The following is a 20,443-nucleotide window of genomic DNA, read 5'->3' on the forward strand; positions in this document are numbered from 1 at the left end:
GGAGTACAGCTCATGCCTTACGAACATCTTCTGGTCGCCGTCGACCTCACCGAAGAGTGCGACCCGGTGATCAAGCGAGCCATGAAGCTCGCCGAGCCCACAGGCGCCAAGGTCTCGCTGGTGCATATCGTCGAACCCATGGCCATGGCATTTGGCGGTGACGTGCCAATGGACCTGTCGCAACTGCAACAGCAACAGTTCGACCAAGCCAAGGAGCGCATGGAACGCCTGTTCAACAAATACCCCGAGATCAACCGCGGTGATTCTCACCTGACCTATGGCCAACCGCGCCAGGAAATCCACCAGCTGGCCAAGGAGCAGAACTGCGACCTGATCGTGGTTGGCAGCCATGGCCGCCATGGCCTGGCGTTGCTGCTGGGTTCAACGGCCAATGACGTGTTGCATGGCGCGCCGTGCGATGTACTGGCGGTGCGGTTGCAGAAGAAAGAATGATCCAGGCTGCCCGGCCTCATCGCCGGCAAGTCGGCTCCCACAGAGATCCTGGGGGAGCCGACTTGCCGGCGATGAGGCCAGGACTGACTTAGCCTTCCAGCTCGGCCCAGCGCTCTACCAAGGCATCCAGCTCGCCCTGCATCTGCTCCAGCTTGGCCAGCACCGCCGAGGTCTCTTCGATCGGCCGCTGATAGAAGCCCGGCGCGTTGACCTCTTCCTGGGCCGCCGCCATACGCTGCTCGACCGCATCGATCTGCCCAGGCAGCATCTCCAGCTCGCGCTGCAGTTTGTAGCTGAGCTTCTTCTTCGAGGCATCCGCTGCGGCTGCGGCTGGCGCCGGCGCCACCTGCTCGTCCTGCTTCTCCACCACCGCACTGTTGAGCTCGGATTTGCCGCCCTTGCTCTCGGTCACGCCCAACAGCTTCGGCGAACCGCCCTGGCGGATCCAGTCCTCGTAGCCGCCAACATATTCACGCACCTTGCCCTCGCCCTCGAACACCAGCGTGCTGGTGACAACGTTGTCGAGGAAGGCCCGGTCGTGGCTGACCATCAGCACGGTGCCCTTGTAATTGCACAGCACCTCTTCAAGCAGCTCGAGGGTTTCGACGTCCAGGTCGTTGGTCGGTTCGTCCAGCACCAGCAGGTTGGCCGGTTTGCTGAACAGCTTGGCCAGCAGCAGGCGCGCACGCTCACCGCCCGACAACGCCTTGACCGGCGTGCGCGCACGCTGGGGGCTGAACAGGAAATCGCCCAGGTAGCTGAGCACGTGACGGTTCTGGCCGTCGATTTCAATGAAATCGCGGCCCTCGGCCAGGTTGTCGATCACGGTTTTTTCCAGATCGAGCTGGTGGCGCATCTGATCGAAATAGGCGACTTCCAGTTTGGTGCCGCGCTCGACCTTGCCCGAGGTAGGCTCCAGGTCACCGAGCATCAGCTTGAGCAGCGTGGTCTTGCCGGTACCGTTGGCGCCCAGCAGGCCGATGCGGTCCTGACGCTGCAGGACCATGGAGAAGTCCTTGACCAGCATCGGCCCTCCAGCGTGGTGGAAGCTGACATTCTCCAGCACCATCACCTGCTTGCCGGATTTCTCGGCGGCCTCGATCTGGATGTTCGCCTTGCCCTGGCGATCCCGCCGCTCGCTGCGCTCGACACGCAAGGCCTTGAGTGCGCGCACGCGGCCTTCGTTACGGGTACGGCGGGCCTTGATGCCCTGGCGAATCCACACTTCTTCCTGGGCAAGACGCTTGTCAAACAGCGCGTTGGCCGTCTCTTCGGCGGCCAGCGCCGCTTCCTTGTGCACCAGGAAACTGGCGTAGTCACCGTTCCAGTCGATCAGCCCGCCGCGATCCAGCTCAAGGATGCGGGTTGCCAGGTTCTGCAGGAAGGAACGGTCGTGGGTAATGAACAGCACCGCCCCGTTGAAACCGCGCAGGGCCTCTTCGAGCCAGGCGATGGCACCGATGTCCAGGTGGTTGGTCGGCTCGTCGAGCAACAGCAGATCGGGTTCTGACACCAGCGCCTGCGCCAGCAGCACGCGGCGGCGCCAGCCACCGGACAGCTCGGCCAGGGTTTTGTCGGCAGGCAGTTGCAGGCGGCTCAAGGTGCTCTCCACCACCTGCTGCAGGCGCCAGCCGTCACGGGCTTCGAGCTCGTGCTGAACATGCATGAGTTTTTCCAGGTCATCGTCGCCCTGGATGTTCTGGCTCAGGTGGTGGAATTGGGCAAGCAGTTCGCCAACGCCATCCAGGCCTGCGGCCACCACGTCGAACACTGTCCGCTCGTCAGCCACTGGCAGTTCTTGCGGCAGTTCGCCGATCTTCAGGCCAGGTGCGCGCCAGATCTCTCCGTCGTCGCCCTTCTGCTCGCCCTTGACCAGGCGCAGCATGCTCGACTTGCCGGTGCCGTTACGGCCGATGATGCACACCCGCTCGCCACGGGCGATCTGCCAGGACACTTTGTCCAGCAGCGGCATCGCGCCGAATGCGAGGGACACATCGCTGAATTTGAGCAGGGTCATGTTCGTCTCCAGAAAGCGGGCGCGCATTCTACCTGAGTTGGCCCGTTCCGGCATTAAGTTGACCGCGCTGCCAGGGCATTGCGACATCCGGTCGAACTTAATGCCTTGATACAAGCACAGCGCTTTCACCCGCTGCCGGCAAACAGCTAAGCTAGAACAATAGCTTCCAACAGTGCTGGCTCCGCCGTCACTTTCCCATGGTTCAACTGCCCGGACGTATCATGCGCAGCCGCCTGTTACAGATTGCTTCCTGCCTGCTGCTTACCGCCGCCACCGCCAGCGCGGCGCAGGCCATCGACCTCTCCCAGCAGCGTCAGTACTACGACGAGGCCAAGCGTGCATTGGCCAAGGGCGACAAGGGCCCGTACCTGCGCTATGCCCAGGCCCTGCGCGACTACCCGCTGACGCCCTACCTGGCCTACGACGAACTGACCGCTCGGCTGAAAAGCGCCAGCAACCAGGAAATCGAAGCGTTCCTGGCCAAACATGGCGACCTTCCCCAGGCCAACTGGATGAAACTGCGCTGGTTGCGCTGGCTGGCCGAACGCGGCGAGTGGAACACCTTCGTCAAATATTATGACCCCAAGCTCAACTTCACCGAACTGGACTGCCTCAACGGCCAGTACCAGCTGAGCCATGGCCTGCGCGCCGAAGGTTATGCCAGCGCCGAAAAGCTGTGGAATGTGGGCAAGTCGCAACCGGCCGCCTGCGACACCCTGTTCGGCATGTGGGCCGCCGAAGGTCAGCTGACCGAGGCCAAGCGCTGGAACCGCGCCAAACTGGCAGCCCAGGCGCGTAACTACTCCCTGGCCAACAGCCTGGTCAAATCGCTGACCACGCTTGGCCCGCAAGGCCGCCTGTTAATCGATGTGGCGCAAAAGCCCGAACTGCTCAACCAGCCGTCGCGCTTCACACCAGTCAACGAGGCCATGTCCGATGTCGTCAGCCTGGGCCTGCGCCGCCTGGCTCGCCAGGACCCACAGCGTGCCATGGCGCTGCTCGACGACTATGCACAGCGCATGCACTTTTCCTCGGACGAAAAAGTCGCGATCGCCCGCGAAATCGGTTTGACACTGGCACGCCGCTACGACCCACGTGCCCTTGACCTGATGACGCGCTACGACCCGCAACTGCGGGACAATACGGTCAGCGAATGGCGTCTGCGCCTGCTGCTGCGCCTGGGCCGCTGGGAAGATGCCTACGAACTGACCAAGCGCCTGCCGCAGGACCTGGCCAGTACCAGCCGCTGGCAATACTGGCAAGCACGCAGCCTGGAACTGGCCCAGCCAAACAACCCGCAAAGCCTTCTGCTGTACAGGAACGTGGCACGCGAACGGGACTTCTATGGCTTTCTCGCCGCCGACCGGGCGCAAACGCCCTACCAGCTCAACAACCGGCCACTGGTGCTGAGCCCGCAACTGGTCAGCAAGGTGCGTAACACTCCTGGAATCCAGCGTGCCCTGGAATTCCATGCCCGCGGCCAGATCGTCGACGGTCGCCGCGAGTGGTATCACGTCAGCCGACACTTCAGCCGCGACGAAATGGTTGCCCAGGCGCGCCTGGCCTATGACCTGCGCTGGTATTTCCCGGCCATTCGCACCATCAGCCTGGCCAAGTACTGGGACGACCTCGATATCCGCTTCCCGATGGCCCACCGCGACACGCTGGTGCGTGAAGCCAAGGTGCGTGGGTTGCATTCAAGCTGGGTGTTCGCAATCACACGCCAGGAGAGTGCCTTCATGGAGGATGCGCGCTCCAGTGTAGGTGCCAGCGGCCTCATGCAGTTGATGCCGGCTACAGCCAAGGAAACCGCGCGCAAGTTCAGCATTCCGCTGGCGTCACCGCGCCAGGTGCTCAACCCGGACACGAACATTCGGCTGGGCGCAGCCTATCTGAGCCAGGTACACGGCCAGTTCAACGGCAATCGGGTGCTGGCGTCGGCGGCGTACAACGCCGGCCCCGGGCGCGTGCGCCAATGGCTCAAAGGTGCCAAGCACCTGAGCTTTGACGTGTGGGTGGAGTCGATTCCGTTCGACGAGACGCGTCAGTATGTACAGAACGTGCTGTCTTACTCGGTGATCTACGGGCAGAAGCTCAATGCACCCCAGCCGCTGGTAGATTGGCACGAGCGGTATTTCGACGACATGTGAAGCAATGCCGCCTCTTCGCGGGCCAGCTCGCGAAGAGGCAGGTACTTGCTACCACTACTCCAGCACTTCGACTTCCATCCCCACCTCAAGCCGACCACGGCCATCCACCGCCAGGTTCTGCCCGAACAGGATGTCACCTTCGCGCTCGCGAAAGGTCTTGAGCGTGGCCAACGGCTCCCGGTCCGGGCTGCGCTCTCCGGTTTCAGGGTCCAGCGTGGTGAAGATGCACCGCACGCTCGGCTTGAGCACGCGAAACTCAAGCCCGCCAATACGAATGCGCTTCCAGCCATCTTCGGCAAACGGCTCTGCACCCTGCACCACCAGGTTCGGTCGAAAACGCAGCATCTCCATGGGCCGGCCAATGCGCCGGTTCAACTCCTGCAGCGACCCCTGGCCAATCAGCAATAACGGGAAACCATCGGGGAAAGCCGCCCTGTCGCTGTTCAAGCCATAGCCGCTGGGCAGGTAGCGCGCCCGATGCTCAGGGCAGTGGACCAGTCGCACTGGCTTGCCGAGCAATTGCGATAGCCAGGCTGCGGCCTCATCGCCGGCATCCGGCACACGCAACGTGTCACGCCAGATGGTCACACCGCACAGGCCGTCATCTGCAGGCGGCACCGCCACCTGTAGAGCTGGCAGGCCCGGGGCCTCCAGCAGCAGCGTACCTGCCGCCCCTTCGCCAGCCTTGAGCTGGCTGAGCTGCGGCCAGGCGCGCTGGGTGAGAAAGCGTCCGTTGTCTTGCTCGACCACCAGCCAGCGCCGGTCACCCGACAAACCCAGATTATCGACCAGTGAAGACTGCAGACATTGCGCCTGCCCCGACTTCACCGGATACCGATACAGCTCGCTCAGAAACATCCCTGCCTGCCTCGTGCCATGCCAAATGCCAGATTATACCCGGCAGCCGCAAGGATCACGCAGTGGTCGAATCCAGTAGCAAACGCTGCTTGACCACTTCGACCAAACGATCAGGCTGGAACTTGGAAAGGAAATTGTCGCAGCCGACTTTCTTGACCATGGATTCGTTGAAGCTGCCTGACAGCGAGGTGTGCAACACCACGTACAGCTTGCGCAGGCGCGCATCACTGCGGATTTCGGTGGTCAGCCGATAACCGTCCATTTCAGGCATTTCCGCGTCAGTGAACACCATCAGCAGTTTTTCGCACACATCTTCGCCTGCATCGGCCCAGCCCTTGAGCATGCGCAAGGCCTTCAGGCCGTCGCTGGCAACATGCAGTTTCATCCCCAGTTGCGAAAGGGTGTCACGCAGCTGCGCCAGCGCCACGCTGGAATCATCCACCAGTAGCACTTCGCGGCCACGGGCGCGAGCCAATATCGGGTCAGCGAGCTTGTCGTTGGAGACCTTCGCGTTGTAAGGCACGATCTCGGCCAGCACCTTCTCGACGTCAATGACCTCCACCAGCTTTTCGTCCACCTTGGTGATCGCCGTCAGGTAATGCTGACGGCCGGCACTGGAAGGCGGCGGCATGATGGCCTCCCAGTTCATATTGACGATGCGATCGACCCCACCCACCAGGAACGCCTGCACCGAGCGGTTGTACTCGGTGACGATGATGGTGCTGTCTGGCCCCGGCTGCAGCGGGCGCATGCCGATTGCCTGGGACAGGTCGATGACCGGCAAGGTCTGCCCACGCAGGTTGACCACGCCACAGACAAACGCGTGGCGCTGCGGCATCAAGGTCAACTTGGGCAATTGCAGCACTTCCTGCACCTTGAACACGTTGATGGCGAACAACTGGCGCCCGGCCAGGCGGAACATCAGGATTTCCAGGCGGTTCTCACCCACCAGTTGCGTTCGTTGGTCTACCGTGTCGAGAATGCCAGCCATTGGAAAACCCCCAGGCTCAAGTCGGAATAATGTGAGTTCATCCACCCTATATCGGCGGCTGCGTACGCAGCTTGACCCTTGAGCGAAAATGCTTCGCGGGCCAATTGATATCACATTAACATCATGCTTTACTGCAGCCAGTCAGCCTTGGGCCCGTTGCCTGGAGCAGCTGTCGCCCCCTAGAGCAATATCAGGGAAACCCTTAGCGTCAACCGGGTGCAACCTGATGTTCGCGCTATCCTTTAGCCATTAATGTGACGCCATTCTCACTGCATGAATGGAGTCAGGCTTTTGCTAGCGAACGACACGGCTTGGCCATCACCCGCTCCCGCGCTGCGGCCCGGGACCTCATGATGGACAGTTCAGCTTTCGACAGCAGCGCCCTGCAGGACTTTCTGCTGGATGCACAAGTGTTGCTGACTCAGTCCCAGGAGTGCCTTCAGCACCTGGAACTGATCGCCAATGACCCCGACGCCTGCCATTGCCTCATCAACACCCTCGATACTCTTGCCCGGCGCGCCAGCGGCCTGGGGCTGCTTGAAGTCGCCCAATACGCCTCTGCCTTGCAGCAACTGCTCGCTCCAGCCTGCAGGCAGTTGCACCTGCACAATCATGCTTTGCCTGCATTGGCGGCCTGCCTGACCCTGCTGGCTTGGCAACTGGAGCTTGTCGATGCGCACACCGGGCGGCTCGCCCTTGATGCCAGCGAACAAACCAACTTGCTTGCCGAACTGGCAAACGCACTGGGCCAGCCATTGCCGCAAACGTGTGCGCCTTGACAGGAAACCCGTAGCGAATGTGCTGGCACGCACCAGGCCGGCCCCATGGCCAGTCGCCCAACTTGCGCAGATAAACGCACTAGCAGTCATTGACGGTTTGCAACTAAGGCGACGGTGCTTTACCGAATCAGGATCCAACTTGTGAAGGGCTGAAAGTTGCCACACCCTGTTCTACCGGGATTCGCGCAAGTTGAACCGAGCAGGCCAATCGATGGTGGCTATTTGCTGCTCGAATCAGGCATCGCTCCCCCCTGATCGCCCCGCAAACCTTGAGGTTTCAAAGCATTCCCCGCTCGCGACCAAACCGGCCTGAAGTGATACCATGCGCACTAACAAATACCGGTCACCCGTATATGGATCGCCTCAACGCGCACTTGGCAAATATTGAAAGCACCACGCCAAAGCCTGCGGCAAGACATGCGCAAGGCCTCCATCAGCAAGGTTACAGTGGCTTCCCCTCTATGCTCCCACGCTTGAAGAATGCTCTGCGTTGCCGCTCCCTCGCCACTGTGCTGCGCTGGGCGACTGCATTGCTGTGCGTGGCGTCGCTGTTTGCCAACCTGCTGCTGTTCACCGGCGGCCATGCCATACCGGCCAGCCTGATGCTGTTGCAGCTGATAGCAATGTTCGGGGTCGGCTGGCACCTGAGCCAGGGTGCCAGGTCTATCAGCTTGCGCCCGGCAGAACTGGCCGATCGCATGCTCAAAGTCCAGGAAAGCGAACGCCAGCACCTTAGCCGCGAACTGCATGACGACATCGGCCAACTGCTGACCGCTGCCAAATTGCAGCTGGAGTGGTTGCAGCGGCGGCTGCCAAGCGATTTGCAGACGCAATGCGGCGCCCTGCACAGCACACTCGATGACACCCTGAGCAAGGTGCGTGACGTCTCTGCCATCCTCAATCCCCGGCAGTTGGTCAGCCTTGGCCTGGAAGCCAGCCTGCGTGCCCATCTGGTGCGCACGCTAGGCAGCACCGACATGCATTGGAGCCTGGAATGCCATCAAAGGCTGGGTGGCATTTGCGAGGAGGTGACCATGGCTGCTTTTCGCATCGCGCAAGAGGCGGTCACCAACATATTGCGCCATGCCAAGGCGCGCAACCTGACCATCCGCCTGCAGCGCAGCCCCACCGGCCTGAGCTTGTCGATAGAGGACGATGGCCAAGGCTTCATCCCCGCCGCCAATCCGGCTGAGGCAGGCCAGCGCGGCATGGCTGGCATGCAGGAGCGTGCCACAGCGCTCCAGGGCACACTGAAAATTACCAGCCAGCTTGGCCTCGGCACCCGGATCGAGGTCTTGTTCCCATGGCCACCACGCACCCATGAACGCGCCAGGACACCTGCTATCCGATGACCTGTAGACTGCTGCTGGTCGATGACCATTCGCTGATTCGAGCCGGGGTCCGTGCCCTGGTGTCTGACATACCCGGCTACACCGTGGTCGGCGAAGCCGACGATGGCGGCCAACTGCTCGAGCAAGCCCAGCAACTGGCGCCCGACATCGTGCTGCTCGACATTTCCATGCGCTCGACCAGCGGCCTTGATGCCCTCACCCTGCTGCGCGCCTCTGGCAGCACCTGCAAAGTACTGATCCTGTCCATGCACACCGACCCGGACCTGATCATGCGCGCCCTGGAAAGCGGCGCCCACGGCTACCTGCTCAAAGACGCCACCGCAAAGGAGCTGGAGCAGGCACTGGCCGCACTACGCAGTGGCGAGCGCTACCTCAGCCCGGCCATCGCCCACACGGTGATCAACCAGGCGCTGATGCGTGCGCAGCAGGGCAAGCAGCCAAACATCGACCGCCATAACCTCACTGCACGGCAACTGGAAATCCTGCGCCTGATCGTACGGGGCAAATCCACTCGCGAAATCGCTGCCGGGCTTGCCCTTTCGATCAAAACGGTGGAAACCCATCGCTCGCAGATCATGAAACGCCTGCAGATCTACGATGTCGCCGGGCTGGTACTGTTTGCCGTGCGCGAGAAAATCATCAGCCTGGATGACTGAGCAGCGGCGAGTTTGGCGGCAGATGCAGGCGCAGCGCCGCAGGCAGGGCCTCGAAGCGCAGGCTGTCAGCCTGTAACGGCTCACCATCGAGGTTGATGTCCAGGCCTTGGGAGCTCTTGATCTCTACCCAGGGCAAGCGCGCACGAACGAACAGCCCTTCGCCGGCCAGCAGCTCACGCAACGCCCCCACCACTTCTTGCGGTGCCGGCAGGATAGCGATGTCGAGCAGGCCGTCATCCACCAGGGCATCGGCGCACAATACCTGACCGCCACCTGCCTGGCGGCCATTGCCGATGCCCAGCGCCAGCAAGTCACCCTGCCAGTGGAAGTCCGGGCCTTTCAGCTCCACCGACGCGGCCTGCAACTCACTGAAGCGCGACAGCCCGGTGAACAGGTAGGCCGCTGCGCCCAGCACTTTTTTGAGGTCCTCGGAGGTGTTTGCCGTGACCTGACTGCCAAACCCGCCCGTGGCCATGTTCAGAAACATCTGGTCGCCAACCTTGCCCAAGTCGATTGGCCGTGCCGGCATATCCAGCAGCGCCAGCGCCTCAGCCGGCTGCAATGACACACCAGCGGCTTTGGCGAAATCATTGGCGGTACCCAAAGGCAGCAATGCCAGGCTGGCCTGAGTATTTGCCTGCCCCATGGCTTCGGCCACATCGCGCAAAGTACCGTCGCCGCCTCCTGCGACCACATGGGTGTAGCCAGCCGCCAGCGCCTCGGCAACCAGCCGCTGGGCATCACCTGCTTCCCAGGTCACCCGCACATCCAGCGTCCAGCCCCGCTCACGCTGGGCGAGGACGGCCTTGCGCACATCTTCGTTCATCGCCTGCTTGCCGTGCAGGATCACCATTGCCTTACCCATCACGCTTCTCCCAAGGGACCGCTCATTGCAGATCTCGACCACAGGCGCAGGCAGATTGCTGCATGCACCGGCTGATCATGCGCCAACGCCAGACACCCATGTGAACAAAAACCGGTCAGGCCCACATCAACAGGATTGAAAGCTTCAGCCATCAGGCGCATGATCGACAAATATTTGGCCAAAACCGATAAGGCACAATAAAAAGTCGGTTTTTTGACTTTTTGCCGCCAGAGCCTTGGCAGTTCGCAAGCTGCCCATTAGCGCTACGTGCAGCGCCCGAGTCGAGACTGTGAAATGAGCGTTCTCATCCCCTGCATGATCGACACAAGCAAGTACCTGGGCGAAGACGATAGCGTGGGCTTTACTCAAATGTATGGACGCGTCCCGGTTGCAGCCATCGGCTGACTGCCCACGGGCGCGTTTTTTGTCTGCAGCCTTTAGCGAGGATTGTGGTTCATGCGCATACTCTGGACGCTGCCCTACCTACCCTGGCCAACCACCAGCGGCAGCAAGACCCGGCAATACCACCTGCTGCGTGCCCTTGCGCAGCACGGGCACCGGATCACCTTGCTGGTGCAGTCGAAAGTCCCGCTGAACGATGCCACCCGCGAAGCGCTGGAGCCACTGGTCGAACGGCTGATCGTGCTACCCCGCCGGGCGCTGCACAGCCCGCTCAACCTGCTGGCCTCACCGATCATCGACTACCCCATGCGGGCAATCATCAATGGCTTGGCGCCCTGCCTGCGCCACCGCTTCGAGCAGTTGCTGGACGAGCCCTGGGATGTCATCCAGATCGAGCACAGCTACGGCTTCCAACCCTTCGAAAAAGCCCTGCAGGCCCGCGGCCTGCCCTACATGCTCAGCGAACACACACTCGAATCGGTGATGGGCGGCGCCTGCCATGATCGCCTGCCACTTTGGCTGCGCCCGCTCAATGCGTTCGACCGTTGGCGCTATCGTCGCTGGGAGCAACGCGTACTCTGCCAGCCCACCGAAGTGGTTGCGGTGAGCACCCATGACGCCGAACTGATAAGCCAGATCAGCGGGCGCCCAGTGAACGTAGTGGTCAACGGTGTGGATTGTGAGTATTACCAACAGGTATGTCCCGCACTGCACAGTCAGCGACTGCTGTTCGTCGGCAACTTCGAATACGGTGCGAACCTTGAGGCCATCGAATGGGCGCTGGAAGAAATCCTGCCGCAGGTGTGGATGAGCAACCCTGCGGTGCGCCTGGCCATAGCCGGGCATGCCATGCCGGCCTCATGGAAGCTGCACTGGAACGATCCCCGCATCGAATGGCTGGGTTATCGCCCTGACCTTCGCGAACTGCAGCGGCGCTCGGCGCTGTTCTTCGCCCCTCTGCGATACGCCGGCGGCTCCAAAGTCAAGATCCTCGAAGCCATGGCTGCCGGGCTGCCGGTGATCACCACCAGCAAGGGCGTTTCAGGCCTTGCCGTGAACAACGGCGAGCATTACCTGGGCAGCGATGACGGTGACCAGTTGGCACTGCTGATTACCCAACTGCTCAACCAACCCTGGCGCATGTGCCAACTGAGCGAGGCCGGCCGCCAGTTTGCCCGGCATCGTCATGACTGGAGCGTGGCGGCGCAGCAACTGGAGAACGTGCACATGCGCCTGACCCAGTCAGCGCCTGCCACCGCCCCGCAACCTACAGACCCGTGGCTAGGGCGATCAACCAAGTAGTTCGCTCAACGGTATGAACGGTACGCTGTCACCCTGCTGCGGCGTGCTGCCTTCGCGCACCTCCACCAAGCCCTCAGCCCAGGCGGCGCTGCGCAACACGCCTGAGCTCTGGTTCTTGTAGATGCGCACCCGGCCGTTGTCGATCCGCGCCCGCAGGTATTCGCGACGGGTTCCGGCCTTGGGCCAATCGAAACCCGCAGGTACGTCGAAACGTAGCGGAGTGACTTCGGCAACCCCTTGGCGGCGCAGCAAGTAAGGGCGCGTGAGCAGGCCGAAGGTCACCAGCGTCGACGCAGGGTTGCCTGGCAGACCGATCACCGGCACACCTTGATAATGCCCGAATGTCAGCGGCTTGCCTGGCTTGATCGCCAGCTTCCACAAGGCCAGCTCGCCCGCCTCACGCAGCGCCGCGCCCAGGTAATCGGCCTCGCCCACGGAAACTCCCCCGGTGGACAGGATCAGGTCGACATCACCCAGGCTGGCCAGGCACTGGCGAGTCCGCACCAGGTCATCAGGCAGGATGCCCATGTCGCGCACTTCACAGCCCAGGCGTTGCAACCAACTGACCAGCAGGCGGCGGTTGCTGTTGTAGATCTGCCCTGGGCCCAGTGGCAAACCTGGCTCGACCAGCTCGTCGCCGGTGGACAACACTGCCACCCGTACCCGACGCACCACCTGCAGTTGAGCATGCCCCAAGGTTGCGGCCAACCCCAGTTCGATCGGGCCCAGGCGCGTTCCTGCGACCATCACCTGTTCGCCCTGGCGTGTTTCCTGGCCTTGGGGACGGACATTCTGCTCAGGCTTGATCGGTTCGAGGAAACGCACCCGGCCATCCTCCAGCACCTCGGTGTTTTCCTGCATCTCGACGCAGTCGGCACCGGCCGGCAGCGGGGCGCCGGTGAAGATCCGCGCGCACGTGCCGGGCTGCAACGGCTCGGGCGCGTGCCCGGCAAAAATGCGCTGGCTGACGGGCAACGGCTGGCCTTGGCAATCGGCCAGGCGCAGTGCGTAGCCATCCATGGCACTGTTGGGCCAGGGCGGCAGGTCGAGCGAGGCAACCAGGTCGGTCGCCAGCACCCGGCCTTCGGCCTCGGCCAGCGGGACGGTTTCGGTGTCCTTGATCGGCGCGGCCTCGGCCAAGGCCAGCAGGCGCTCCAGCGCTTCTTCCACCGGCATCAATGGCCGGGCCTGCGGCGCCTCAGCCACGGCTTTCACAAGCCGCTGCCTGCTTCAGGTGCGCAACGAAATTGCACGGGCGATGGCGGGCATCGAGCTGCTCGGCAAGGATACCGTCCCAGCCAGTGCGCACAGCATTGGTCGAGCCCGGCAGGCAGCACACCAGCGTGCCGTTGGCCAGGCCGGCCAAGGCGCGCGACTGAACGGTCGACGTGCCGATGTCGGCAACGGAGATCTGCCGGAACAGCTCGCCGAAGCCTTCCACTTGCTTGTCCAGCAGGCAGGCCACGGCCTCAGGCGTACTGTCGCGCCCCGTGAAGCCGGTGCCACCGGTAATCAACACGACCTGCACGCGGTCATCGGCGATCCAGGTGGCAACCTGGGCGCGGATCTTGTAGAGGTCGTCCTTGAGCAGCTTACGCTCAGCCAGCTGGTGGCCCGCCGCAGTCAGGCGGTCGACGAACATCTGCCCGGAGGTGTCGGTTTCAAAGGTACGGGTGTCGCTGACCGTCAGCACGGCAATATTCAGGGCCACGAAGGGGGTATCTGCCTTGGCTTTCATGAGTGTTCATCGCAGGGGAAAGGGATGGCCGCATTTATATCACAGGCTGCCCTGCGGCAACCTTGACAGACCCAGGTCAATACTCAGCGATTGGCGCTATGCTGCACTCTAGAAGGAACTTGCGCAGACGCCTTGCGTCTTAACGTCATCTAGCACCATCGCACTGGAGAAACACGATGATTAAACGGACCCTTCCCGCCTTTCTGCTCGCCCTGGGCCTGGGCGCCCTCGCTGGCTGCGCCTCGCCAACCGTGATCACCCTGAACGACGGTCGTGAGATCCAGGCTGTGGACACTCCGTCCTTTGACGAGGACTCTGGCTTCTACGAGTTCGAGCAACTTGATGGCAAGCGTACGCGCCTGAACAAAGACCAGGTTCGTACCGTCAAGGAGCTCTGACCGAGCGCCCTGTTTTGAGCCTAAGCCCTTTTAACAACAAGGGCTTGCGTTCGAAAAAACCATGCAGTAGGATTTCGTTCATCGGAGTGTAGCGCAGCCAGGTAGCGCGTCTCGTTCGGGACGAGAAGGCCGCAGGTTCGAATCCTGTCTCTCCGACCAAATCCTTCAAAAAGCCCGCCATTGTGCGGGCTTTTTGTCATGCGCGATAAGCACTACGCGGTAAGCCGCGAAGTGACCTCACCCAACTGCCCCGACAGCCCATGCAGGCGCTGGCCTGCCTGCTCGGTGTGCTGCACTGCCTCCTGGTTGGCTGTGGCGATGCGGGTAATCTCGACCAGGTTGCGCGAGATGTCCTCGGCCACGCTGGTCTGCTCTTCAGCGGCCGTGGCGATCTGCCGGTTCATGTCACGGATGGCCTCAACCGCCGTGGTGATGCGCTGCAGCATCTGCCCAGCCTGCTGCACCTGCTCGGCCCCCTCCTCGCTGCGCTGCTGCCCGCTTTCGATGGCCTTGACCGCGTCCACGGCACCAGACTGTACCGCCTCGATGATCTGATGGATTTCGGCGATCGACGCCGCCGTGCGCTGAGCCAGGCTGCGCACCTCGTCGGCGACCACCGCAAAGCCGCGCCCGGCCTCACCCGCACGGGCTGCTTCAATGGCCGCATTGAGCGCCAGCAGGTTGGTCTGCTCGGCGATACCACGGATCACTTCCAGCACCTTGCCGATGCGCGAACTGTCAGTTTCAAGATCGCGGATTACCGCCGCAGTACCTGCGATCTCCCGGTTGACCACGCCAATGATGTCGATGGTCTGCTGCATTACCCGCTCGCCAGCCTGGGCACTGTGGTCGGCTTCATCGGCCGCGCGCGCGGCTTCGGCGGCGTGACGGGCAACCTCTTGGGCAGTGGCGGACATCTCGTGCATCGCCGTGGCCACCTGATCGGTGCGCTGGAACTGGTCATGGGTACCGCGCGCCATGTCACCGGCGATGCTGCGCAGCTGGCCACTGGCGCCTTCCAGCTCTTGGGCATTGTCCTTGAGCCGGCCAACGGTTTCGGCAAGGAAATCACGCAAGGTATTGGCCGCCCGCGCAAGGCGGCCCAGTTCATCCTCGCGACGGCTGTCGACCCGAGCGCCAAAGCGGCCCTGGCTCAATTGCGCTACGTACTCGATCAACTGGCTGATCGGCTCGATCAGGCTACGGTTGACCCGCCACAGGCTGAGCAAACCGACCAGCAGTGCCGACCCGAGCATCACCAGCATACCCAGCCATACCGTGCGCTCGGCCCTGGCATTGATGCTGGCGGCGCGTTCACGGGCGTCGGCGCGCAACTGCTCGACCAACGCGCTCATCTGCTCGCTGGCAGCACGGTCGACACCTTTGACCGCCAGATCGCCGGCAACCGGGTCACCACCTGCGGCCAGAAACGCCTGGCGCCCCTGCGCGTAGGCCACACCCAATTGCCGATGGCTGTCACGCAGTTGCTGCAAAGGCTCCTTGAGCTTCTGATCACTGCTGTCGATCAGTTGCCCAAGCAACTGCTGAACCTGCTGCTCCCGGGCCTGGAACTGCTGCCAGTACTTCTCCAGTTCGGCCGGCTGGCGGCCGCGCAGCAGCACGTTCTTCCACTCCTGCACCTGGATCTTGAACTGCAGGTTGGCTTCGTCGATCGATTGCGAGGCCTGCAGTGGTCCATCGACCAGCGTGGCATAACTGCGCACGCTGGAGGACAGAAACTGGAAGCACACCAAGGCAATCAGCAGCATCGCCGCCAGGCTGCCGCCGAGCAGGGTAAGAATTTGTACTCTGAGGGATTTACGCAACATCGCAGATCTCGGGAACAAGGAATGAGGAAACAACGCGCCGCTGGCAGCGCCGCCACAGACATCCATGTCCTCGTTCGCAGGCCAAAAAAAAGCTGCCATCAATCGATAGCAGCCAGGTCGAGCACTTACGCAACAGTTGAAGGGATAGTCTCAAGCAATTGCTACAAAAATGTTACAAGCCTTCGATGCGTCAACCTGCGTTGAACTGCAGCGAGGCCAGCCTGGCGTACAGCGGGCTCTTTTCGATCAGTTCACGGTGGGTGCCCACCGCCACCAGGCGCCCCTTGTCGATGACCGCGATGCGGTCGGCATGCTGCACCGTGGCCAGGCGATGGGCGATGACCAGCGTAGTGCGGCCCGCCATCAGGCTCGGCAGCGCCTGCTGGATCAAGTGCTCGCTCTGCGCATCGAGGGCGCTGGTGGCTTCGTCGAGCAGCAGGATCGGCGCATCCACCAGCAACGCCCGCGCAATCGCCAGACGTTGCCGCTGCCCGCCCGACAGGCCAATACCACCCTCGCCCAGCGGTGTCTGGTAACCCTGCGGCAGTTGCCGGATGAACTCATCGGCATGTGCGCCACGCGCCGCCGCTTCGACCTCGGCCAGGCTCGCCTGCGGGCGCCCATAGCGGATATTGGCCTCGACCGTACCGCGAAACAGTGAGGGGTTCTGCGCTACCAGGGCGAACTGGCGGCGTAGTTCGCCCAACGCCAGGCTGGTGATTGGCTGGTTATCCAGAAGGATGCCCCCCTGCTGGGGGTCGTAGAAGCGCAGCAGCAAGTCGAACAATGTCGATTTGCCCGCGCCGGATGGCCCCACCAGCGCCACGGTCTGGCCTGGTTCGATGACCAGGTTCAGGTTGTCGATGGCGGCAACCGATGGCCTGGAAGGGTAAGCAAATACCAGGTTCTTCAGCTCGATACGCCCAACAGCGCGCTGGCGATGCAGCGCAAACGGCTGCTCGGTCTCTAGAATGCTGCTACGCGCCGCCAGCAGTTCGGCGATACGCTCGGCCGCGCCGGCGGCGCGCTGTAGTTCGCCGATGACTTCGCTCAAAGTACCGAAGGCACTACCGACGATCAGGCTGTAGAACACGAAGGCTGCCAGTTCGCCTGCGGAGATGCGCCCGGCGATCACATCCATGCCGCCGACCCACAACATCACCCCCACCGCGCCCAGCACCAGCACGATGACCAGAGTGATCAACCAGGCCCGCTGCGCGATACGCTGGCGCGCCACGGCGAAGGCCGCCTCTACCGTTCCAGCGAACAGCTGGCGGTCTAATGCCTGGTGGTTGTAGGCTTGCACGGTCTTGATCTGCCCCAGCGTCTCGGCCACATAGCTGCCCACATCCGCCACCCGGTCCTGGCTCTGCCGCGACAGGCTGCGCACGCGCCGGCCAAACAGCAGGATCGGCGCCAGTACCAAAGGCAGGGCCACCACGACGATACTGGTGAGTTTGGGGTTGGTGATGAAAAGCAGCACGACACCGCCGATCACCATCAGGGCGTTGCGCAGGAACATCGACAGTGATGAGCCGATGACCGCCTGCAGCAATGTGGTATCGGCGGTCAGCCGGGACTGGATTTCCGAGCTGCGGTTGTCTTCGAAAAAGCCAGGGTGCAGCCCTATCAGGTGATCGAACACAGCGCGGCGAATATCGGCCACGCACCGCTCACCGATCCAGGAAACCAGATAGAAGCGGCTGAATGTGCCTACCGCCAACGCCAGCACCAACAGCAGGAACAGGCCGATGGTCTGATTGAGCTGGTGCGCCGAACGGGTCATGAACCCCTGGTCCACCAACAGGCGAATGCCTTGCCCCATGGACAGTGTAATGCCGGCGGTCACTACCAGAGCCAGCAACGCCAACAGCGCTTGGCGACGGTATGGGCGCATGAATTGCCAGCAGAGAAACAAGGCGCGACGCTGACGTGAAGAAACCGGTTCGGGCATGGCGATGGACCACAATGACAGTGAAACAGCAGCCTACCATTCATCCCGCCTGGCAGTGGCTATAGCCCATCGTTCTAAAACGCCTCTGGAGGTTTGCCGCACTTTCTGGTGGACTGTAGCTGTCGTGACCTCCAAGAGCCGCTGTCACAGGCCAGTCACGGCACAGGTTTACCTTGATATTGGACCTGATGAGGAGACTGTAGATGAGCTTGCAGCATGGCAGCGACACCCAGAAGCCCCAGAGCACCCCACAACCGAAGGTCTGCGGATCGATCATCGATGCCCAGGGCCGTGAAGTACCGATCACCGAGCAAATGATCCAGCAGGCCTGCAAGGACCTCGAGGACAGCCGGGTGAAGAAGGTGCGCAAGGGCTGAGTGAAGAATTGCTTGAAACCCGGCGCTGGCGCCGGGTTTTTATTTGCCCGGAATGTTCTGCCTGCTCGTCAAACGACCACTGCACCCAAGGCATTGACCATCTGCACCAACTGCGGAGCCTCGCCCCGCAACCGCACCGCTAACCCTTCGATTTCACGGCGTGGCGGATACTGTTTGCGCAACAGGTCGAACGCCGCGCGCTGCTCGGCCGCATCGTCGCTCAGGCTGCGACGGAAATCGGCATCGTCGCGGCGCGGGTCGTACACCGCCCGGCACAACGTCGCCAAGGCCCAGCCAAGGTCAGCTTCGCCATCGAACTCGATCTGCGCCAGTGGCGGTTTGGGCAGAAGATCCTGCAACTGCACGCGCTCGGCCTCACCCAGGAAGCGGCACAACGCCTGGTAGATCTGCGCCGTGCCGCGCTGGCGGCCATCCAGGCTGTAGCCGGCGATGTGCGGCGTAGCCAGGGTGCAGAGGTCGGCCAGTTGCAGGTCGACCTGCGGCTCGCCCTCCCATACATCGAGCACAGCGTGCACGTCTTCACGGTCCAACAGCAACTCACGCAGGGCGACGTTATCCACTACCGGCCCACGGCTGGCGTTGATCAGCCATGCGCCAGGGCGCAGCTGTGCGAGCTGCGCTTGGCCCAGCAGGTGCCAGGTCGGGTGCTCGCCGCCACGCTGCAATGGGGTATGCAGGCTGATCACATCGCATTGTTCGAGCACAGTTTGCAGGCTGACGAAATCGCCCCCCTCAGCCGCCTGGCGCAACGGGTCGCAGACCAGCACCTTCCAGCCCATGCCGTGCAACACGCGCACCAGCCGGCCACCGACCTCCCCTGCACCCACCACGCCGTAGGTGCGCTGGGGCAGCGCTGCACCGTCCAGGTCGGCGAGGGTCAGCAGGCTGCCCAGCACGTAGTCGACCACACCGCGGGCGTTGCAGCCCGGCGCGCTGCTCCAGTGGATGCCGGCTTCGGCAAAGTAATCCAGGTCCAGGTGATCGGTGCCGATGGTGCAGGTGCCGACAAAGCGCACCTTGCTGCCTTCGAGCAATTGCCGGTCGACCTTGGTCACCGAGCGCACCAGCAGCACATCGGCCTCTTTGACGCTGGCGGCGTCCATGCTCCTGCCAGGGTAACGGCGGATCTCGCCGAAACCTTCGAAGAAGGCATCGAGCAGCGGGATATTCTCGTCGGCAACTATCAGCATGGCGCTCTCCTGTCTGGGGAACGCAGTGTAGGTGCTATGCCCGGCACGATCCAGCGTGGATCAGTCGGCTTTCTTGCGAATCCAGTACAGGTAGGTACCGGCCTCTTCCTGCTGCTGCAGCAGTTCGTGGCCGAGGAAGTTGCAGAACTTGGGAATGTCGCGCCGGGTCGAGGGATCCGTAGCGATGACCTTGAGCAGGCCGCCGGCGGCCAGATTGCGCACGTGGGTGTGCAGCATCATCACCGGTTCTGGGCAGTTCAGGCCGGTGGCATCAAGAATGGCGTCGGGGGTGAAATCAGTCATGGGGTGCTCCGCAAATGATCGCTATTGTGGCGCATAGCGTGGCGCGGACCAATAGTCACCTGCACGCCCTGCGCCGCAAGCACAGCTTGCTTTGCCTTTGCTTTTGCTTCTAAGTGCGCGGTATGCCAGGCACCGCCGATTGCGACTTCAGGAGGCCGAGCGCAGGTCTTGCGAAGGGAGGTGACGGGCATGGATGCCCGTCAAGCGCTTCGGCCCATGGATGGGCCGTGAGCGCGGTCCTCCCGGGAGCAAGGCCGGAGCGAGGGAACCCCGAAGCGTAGCGTAGGGGCCGGATGATAGGAGCCAGCCTTTTTTGGTTACTTTTTGGGGCGTTTGCCAAAAAGTGACCCGCCGTAAGGGCGGAAAGGTGGGTGAGCGTCGCTACAGCAAATGGATATGCCCGGATGAATGAACCCCCCCGCATGAGCTTTGGCTTCTGGCTTCTGGCTTCTGGCTTCTGGCTTCTGGCTTCTGGCTTTCAGCTAGCGTGAATATCCATTTGCCGTGGCGGCGCTCACTCACCTTTCCGCCCTTACGGCGGGTCCCTTTTTGTCTTGGCAAAAAGGAACCAAAAACCGCCCGCTCCCATCATCCGGCCCCTACGCTACGCTCCGGGGTTCCCTCGCTCCGGCCTTGCTCCCGGGAGGACCGCGCTGACGGCCCATCCATGGGCCGCAGCGCTTGACGGGCATCCATGCCCGTCACCTCCCTTCGCAAGACCTGCGCTCGGCCTCCTGAAGTCGCAATCTGCGGCGTCTGAACTATCGCGCGCTTAAAAGCAAGGCAACGGCAACGGCAACGGCAACGG

Annotated in this window: 18 protein-coding genes, 1 tRNA gene and 1 pseudogene; 9 read left to right on the top strand and 11 right to left on the bottom strand. The window is 62.5% G+C overall.

Features of this window, described 5'->3' with window-relative positions; genetic code table 11:
• Positions 1–12 precede the first annotated feature (12 nt).
• Positions 13–453, top strand: coding sequence for a universal stress protein (locus ACEWE8_RS10975; RefSeq protein ID WP_012313557.1), 441 nt, complete (start codon positions 13–15; stop codon positions 451–453).
• An 88-nt stretch (positions 454–541) separates the two neighbouring features.
• Here ACEWE8_RS10975 and ACEWE8_RS10980 read toward each other — a convergent pair whose 3' ends face one another.
• Positions 542–2,470: an ATP-binding cassette domain-containing protein gene (locus tag ACEWE8_RS10980; protein WP_046786465.1), complete on the bottom strand. Its 1,929-nt coding sequence runs from the start codon at positions 2,468–2,470 to the stop codon at positions 542–544.
• 221 nt (positions 2,471–2,691) lie between these two features.
• Between ACEWE8_RS10980 and ACEWE8_RS10985 the strand changes: the two genes are divergently transcribed.
• Positions 2,692–4,620, top strand: coding sequence for a transglycosylase SLT domain-containing protein (locus tag ACEWE8_RS10985; RefSeq protein WP_046786466.1), 1,929 nt, complete (start codon positions 2,692–2,694; stop codon positions 4,618–4,620).
• Positions 4,621–4,674: 54 nt separating this feature from the next.
• Here ACEWE8_RS10985 and ACEWE8_RS10990 read toward each other — a convergent pair whose 3' ends face one another.
• Positions 4,675–5,478, bottom strand: a complete 804-nt coding sequence (locus ACEWE8_RS10990; RefSeq protein ID WP_046786467.1) for an MOSC domain-containing protein — start codon at positions 5,476–5,478, stop codon at positions 4,675–4,677.
• 55 nt (positions 5,479–5,533) lie between these two features.
• Positions 5,534–6,469, bottom strand: coding sequence for a chemotaxis protein CheV (locus ACEWE8_RS10995; RefSeq protein ID WP_046786468.1), 936 nt, complete (start codon positions 6,467–6,469; stop codon positions 5,534–5,536).
• Positions 6,470–6,822: 353 nt separating this feature from the next.
• On the opposite strand from ACEWE8_RS10995, the gene ACEWE8_RS11000 reads away from it, so the two are divergent.
• The 3 genes from ACEWE8_RS11000 to ACEWE8_RS11010 all read left to right on the top strand — a co-directional run bounded on the left by ACEWE8_RS11000 (position 6,823) and on the right by ACEWE8_RS11010 (position 9,256).
• On the top strand, positions 6,823–7,248 hold the full coding sequence (locus ACEWE8_RS11000; protein ID WP_046786694.1) for a hypothetical protein: 426 nt from the start codon (positions 6,823–6,825) through the stop codon (positions 7,246–7,248).
• A gap of 461 nt (positions 7,249–7,709) precedes the next feature.
• On the top strand, positions 7,710–8,600 hold the full coding sequence (locus ACEWE8_RS11005; protein ID WP_046786469.1) for a sensor histidine kinase: 891 nt from the start codon (positions 7,710–7,712) through the stop codon (positions 8,598–8,600).
• Entirely contained in the window at positions 8,597–9,256 is a 660-nt protein-coding gene (locus tag ACEWE8_RS11010; protein WP_046786470.1) for a response regulator transcription factor, read from the top strand. The genes ACEWE8_RS11005 and ACEWE8_RS11010 overlap by 4 nt, the downstream gene beginning before the upstream one ends.
• Here the strand turns inward: ACEWE8_RS11010 and yegS are convergent.
• On the bottom strand, positions 9,240–10,121 hold the full coding sequence (gene yegS / locus ACEWE8_RS11015; RefSeq protein WP_217433355.1) for a lipid kinase YegS: 882 nt from the start codon (positions 10,119–10,121) through the stop codon (positions 9,240–9,242). The genes ACEWE8_RS11010 and yegS overlap by 17 nt on opposite strands.
• A 456-nt stretch (positions 10,122–10,577) precedes the next feature.
• Here yegS and ACEWE8_RS11020 point away from each other — a divergent pair, with 456 nt between their 5' ends.
• Complete coding sequence (locus ACEWE8_RS11020; protein WP_046786472.1) at positions 10,578–11,825, top strand: glycosyltransferase family 4 protein; 1,248 nt, start codon at positions 10,578–10,580, stop codon at positions 11,823–11,825.
• On the opposite strand, the gene glp is transcribed toward ACEWE8_RS11020, so the two are convergent.
• A complete protein-coding gene (glp, locus tag ACEWE8_RS11025) occupies positions 11,814–13,040 on the bottom strand; it encodes a gephyrin-like molybdotransferase Glp (protein ID WP_080952126.1) in 1,227 nt (408 codons plus the stop codon). The two genes, ACEWE8_RS11020 and glp, sit on opposite strands and share 12 nt — an antisense overlap.
• Entirely contained in the window at positions 13,024–13,563 is a 540-nt protein-coding gene (gene moaB / locus ACEWE8_RS11030; RefSeq protein ID WP_039604205.1) for a molybdenum cofactor biosynthesis protein B, read from the bottom strand. Before moaB ends, glp begins: the two co-directional genes overlap by 17 nt.
• Positions 13,564–13,739: 176 nt before the next feature.
• Between moaB and ACEWE8_RS11035 the strand changes: the two genes are divergently transcribed.
• Positions 13,740–13,961 (top strand): YgdI/YgdR family lipoprotein, encoded by a 222-nt coding sequence (locus ACEWE8_RS11035; RefSeq protein ID WP_046786473.1) that lies wholly within the window; start codon positions 13,740–13,742, stop codon positions 13,959–13,961.
• Between the two features lie 82 nt (positions 13,962–14,043).
• Positions 14,044–14,120, top strand: a tRNA-Pro gene (locus ACEWE8_RS11040).
• Positions 14,121–14,173: 53 nt separating this feature from the next.
• On the opposite strand, the gene ACEWE8_RS11045 is transcribed toward ACEWE8_RS11040, so the two are convergent.
• From ACEWE8_RS11045 to ACEWE8_RS11055, 3 genes and pseudogenes are all read right to left on the bottom strand, one after another.
• Positions 14,174–14,941, bottom strand: coding sequence for a methyl-accepting chemotaxis protein (locus ACEWE8_RS11045; protein ID WP_371316837.1), 768 nt, complete (start codon positions 14,939–14,941; stop codon positions 14,174–14,176).
• Between the two features lie 117 nt (positions 14,942–15,058).
• Positions 15,059–15,889: pseudogene (locus ACEWE8_RS11050) on the bottom strand (methyl-accepting chemotaxis protein); the annotation flags it as partial.
• Between the two features lie 91 nt (positions 15,890–15,980).
• Positions 15,981–17,744, bottom strand: coding sequence for an ABC transporter transmembrane domain-containing protein (locus tag ACEWE8_RS11055; RefSeq protein ID WP_046786475.1), 1,764 nt, complete (start codon positions 17,742–17,744; stop codon positions 15,981–15,983).
• A gap of 203 nt (positions 17,745–17,947) precedes the next feature.
• Here ACEWE8_RS11055 and ACEWE8_RS11060 point away from each other — a divergent pair, with 203 nt between their 5' ends.
• Entirely contained in the window at positions 17,948–18,121 is a 174-nt protein-coding gene (locus tag ACEWE8_RS11060) for a PA1571 family protein (RefSeq protein WP_168216562.1), read from the top strand.
• 68 nt (positions 18,122–18,189) lie between these two features.
• On the opposite strand, the gene pdxB is transcribed toward ACEWE8_RS11060, so the two are convergent.
• Positions 18,190–19,332: a 4-phosphoerythronate dehydrogenase PdxB gene (gene pdxB, locus ACEWE8_RS11065; protein ID WP_046786476.1), complete on the bottom strand. Its 1,143-nt coding sequence runs from the start codon at positions 19,330–19,332 to the stop codon at positions 18,190–18,192.
• A 60-nt stretch (positions 19,333–19,392) separates the two neighbouring features.
• Positions 19,393–19,635, bottom strand: coding sequence for a sulfurtransferase TusA (tusA, locus tag ACEWE8_RS11070; protein WP_012313540.1), 243 nt, complete (start codon positions 19,633–19,635; stop codon positions 19,393–19,395).
• Positions 19,636–20,443: the final 808 nt, after the last annotated feature.

Source organism: Pseudomonas sp. TR47, from assembly GCF_044143025.1.
Classification (GTDB): domain Bacteria; phylum Pseudomonadota; class Gammaproteobacteria; order Pseudomonadales; family Pseudomonadaceae; genus Aquipseudomonas; species Aquipseudomonas putida_E.

Coding starts and splice junctions, on each gene's coding strand:
- ACEWE8_RS10995 (WP_046786468.1), bottom strand. CDS start 6,469: ATGGCTGGCATTCTCGACACGGTAGACCAACGAACGCAACTGGTGGGT.
- ACEWE8_RS10980 (WP_046786465.1), bottom strand. CDS start 2,470: ATGACCCTGCTCAAATTCAGCGATGTGTCCCTCGCATTCGGCGCGATG.
- ACEWE8_RS11005 (WP_046786469.1), top strand. CDS start 7,710: ATGCTCCCACGCTTGAAGAATGCTCTGCGTTGCCGCTCCCTCGCCACT.
- ACEWE8_RS11045 (WP_371316837.1), bottom strand. CDS start 14,941: ATGGCGCGCGGTACCCATGACCAGTTCCAGCGCACCGATCAGGTGGCC.
- ACEWE8_RS11000 (WP_046786694.1), top strand. CDS start 6,823: ATGGACAGTTCAGCTTTCGACAGCAGCGCCCTGCAGGACTTTCTGCTG.
- tusA (WP_012313540.1), bottom strand. CDS start 19,635: ATGACTGATTTCACCCCCGACGCCATTCTTGATGCCACCGGCCTGAAC.
- ACEWE8_RS10985 (WP_046786466.1), top strand. CDS start 2,692: ATGCGCAGCCGCCTGTTACAGATTGCTTCCTGCCTGCTGCTTACCGCC.
- ACEWE8_RS11020 (WP_046786472.1), top strand. CDS start 10,578: ATGCGCATACTCTGGACGCTGCCCTACCTACCCTGGCCAACCACCAGC.
- ACEWE8_RS10990 (WP_046786467.1), bottom strand. CDS start 5,478: ATGTTTCTGAGCGAGCTGTATCGGTATCCGGTGAAGTCGGGGCAGGCG.
- ACEWE8_RS10975 (WP_012313557.1), top strand. CDS start 13: ATGCCTTACGAACATCTTCTGGTCGCCGTCGACCTCACCGAAGAGTGC.
- ACEWE8_RS11010 (WP_046786470.1), top strand. CDS start 8,597: ATGACCTGTAGACTGCTGCTGGTCGATGACCATTCGCTGATTCGAGCC.
- ACEWE8_RS11060 (WP_168216562.1), top strand. CDS start 17,948: ATGAGCTTGCAGCATGGCAGCGACACCCAGAAGCCCCAGAGCACCCCA.
- ACEWE8_RS11055 (WP_046786475.1), bottom strand. CDS start 17,744: ATGCCCGAACCGGTTTCTTCACGTCAGCGTCGCGCCTTGTTTCTCTGC.
- pdxB (WP_046786476.1), bottom strand. CDS start 19,332: ATGCTGATAGTTGCCGACGAGAATATCCCGCTGCTCGATGCCTTCTTC.
- ACEWE8_RS11035 (WP_046786473.1), top strand. CDS start 13,740: ATGATTAAACGGACCCTTCCCGCCTTTCTGCTCGCCCTGGGCCTGGGC.
- moaB (WP_039604205.1), bottom strand. CDS start 13,563: ATGAAAGCCAAGGCAGATACCCCCTTCGTGGCCCTGAATATTGCCGTG.
- yegS (WP_217433355.1), bottom strand. CDS start 10,121: ATGGGTAAGGCAATGGTGATCCTGCACGGCAAGCAGGCGATGAACGAA.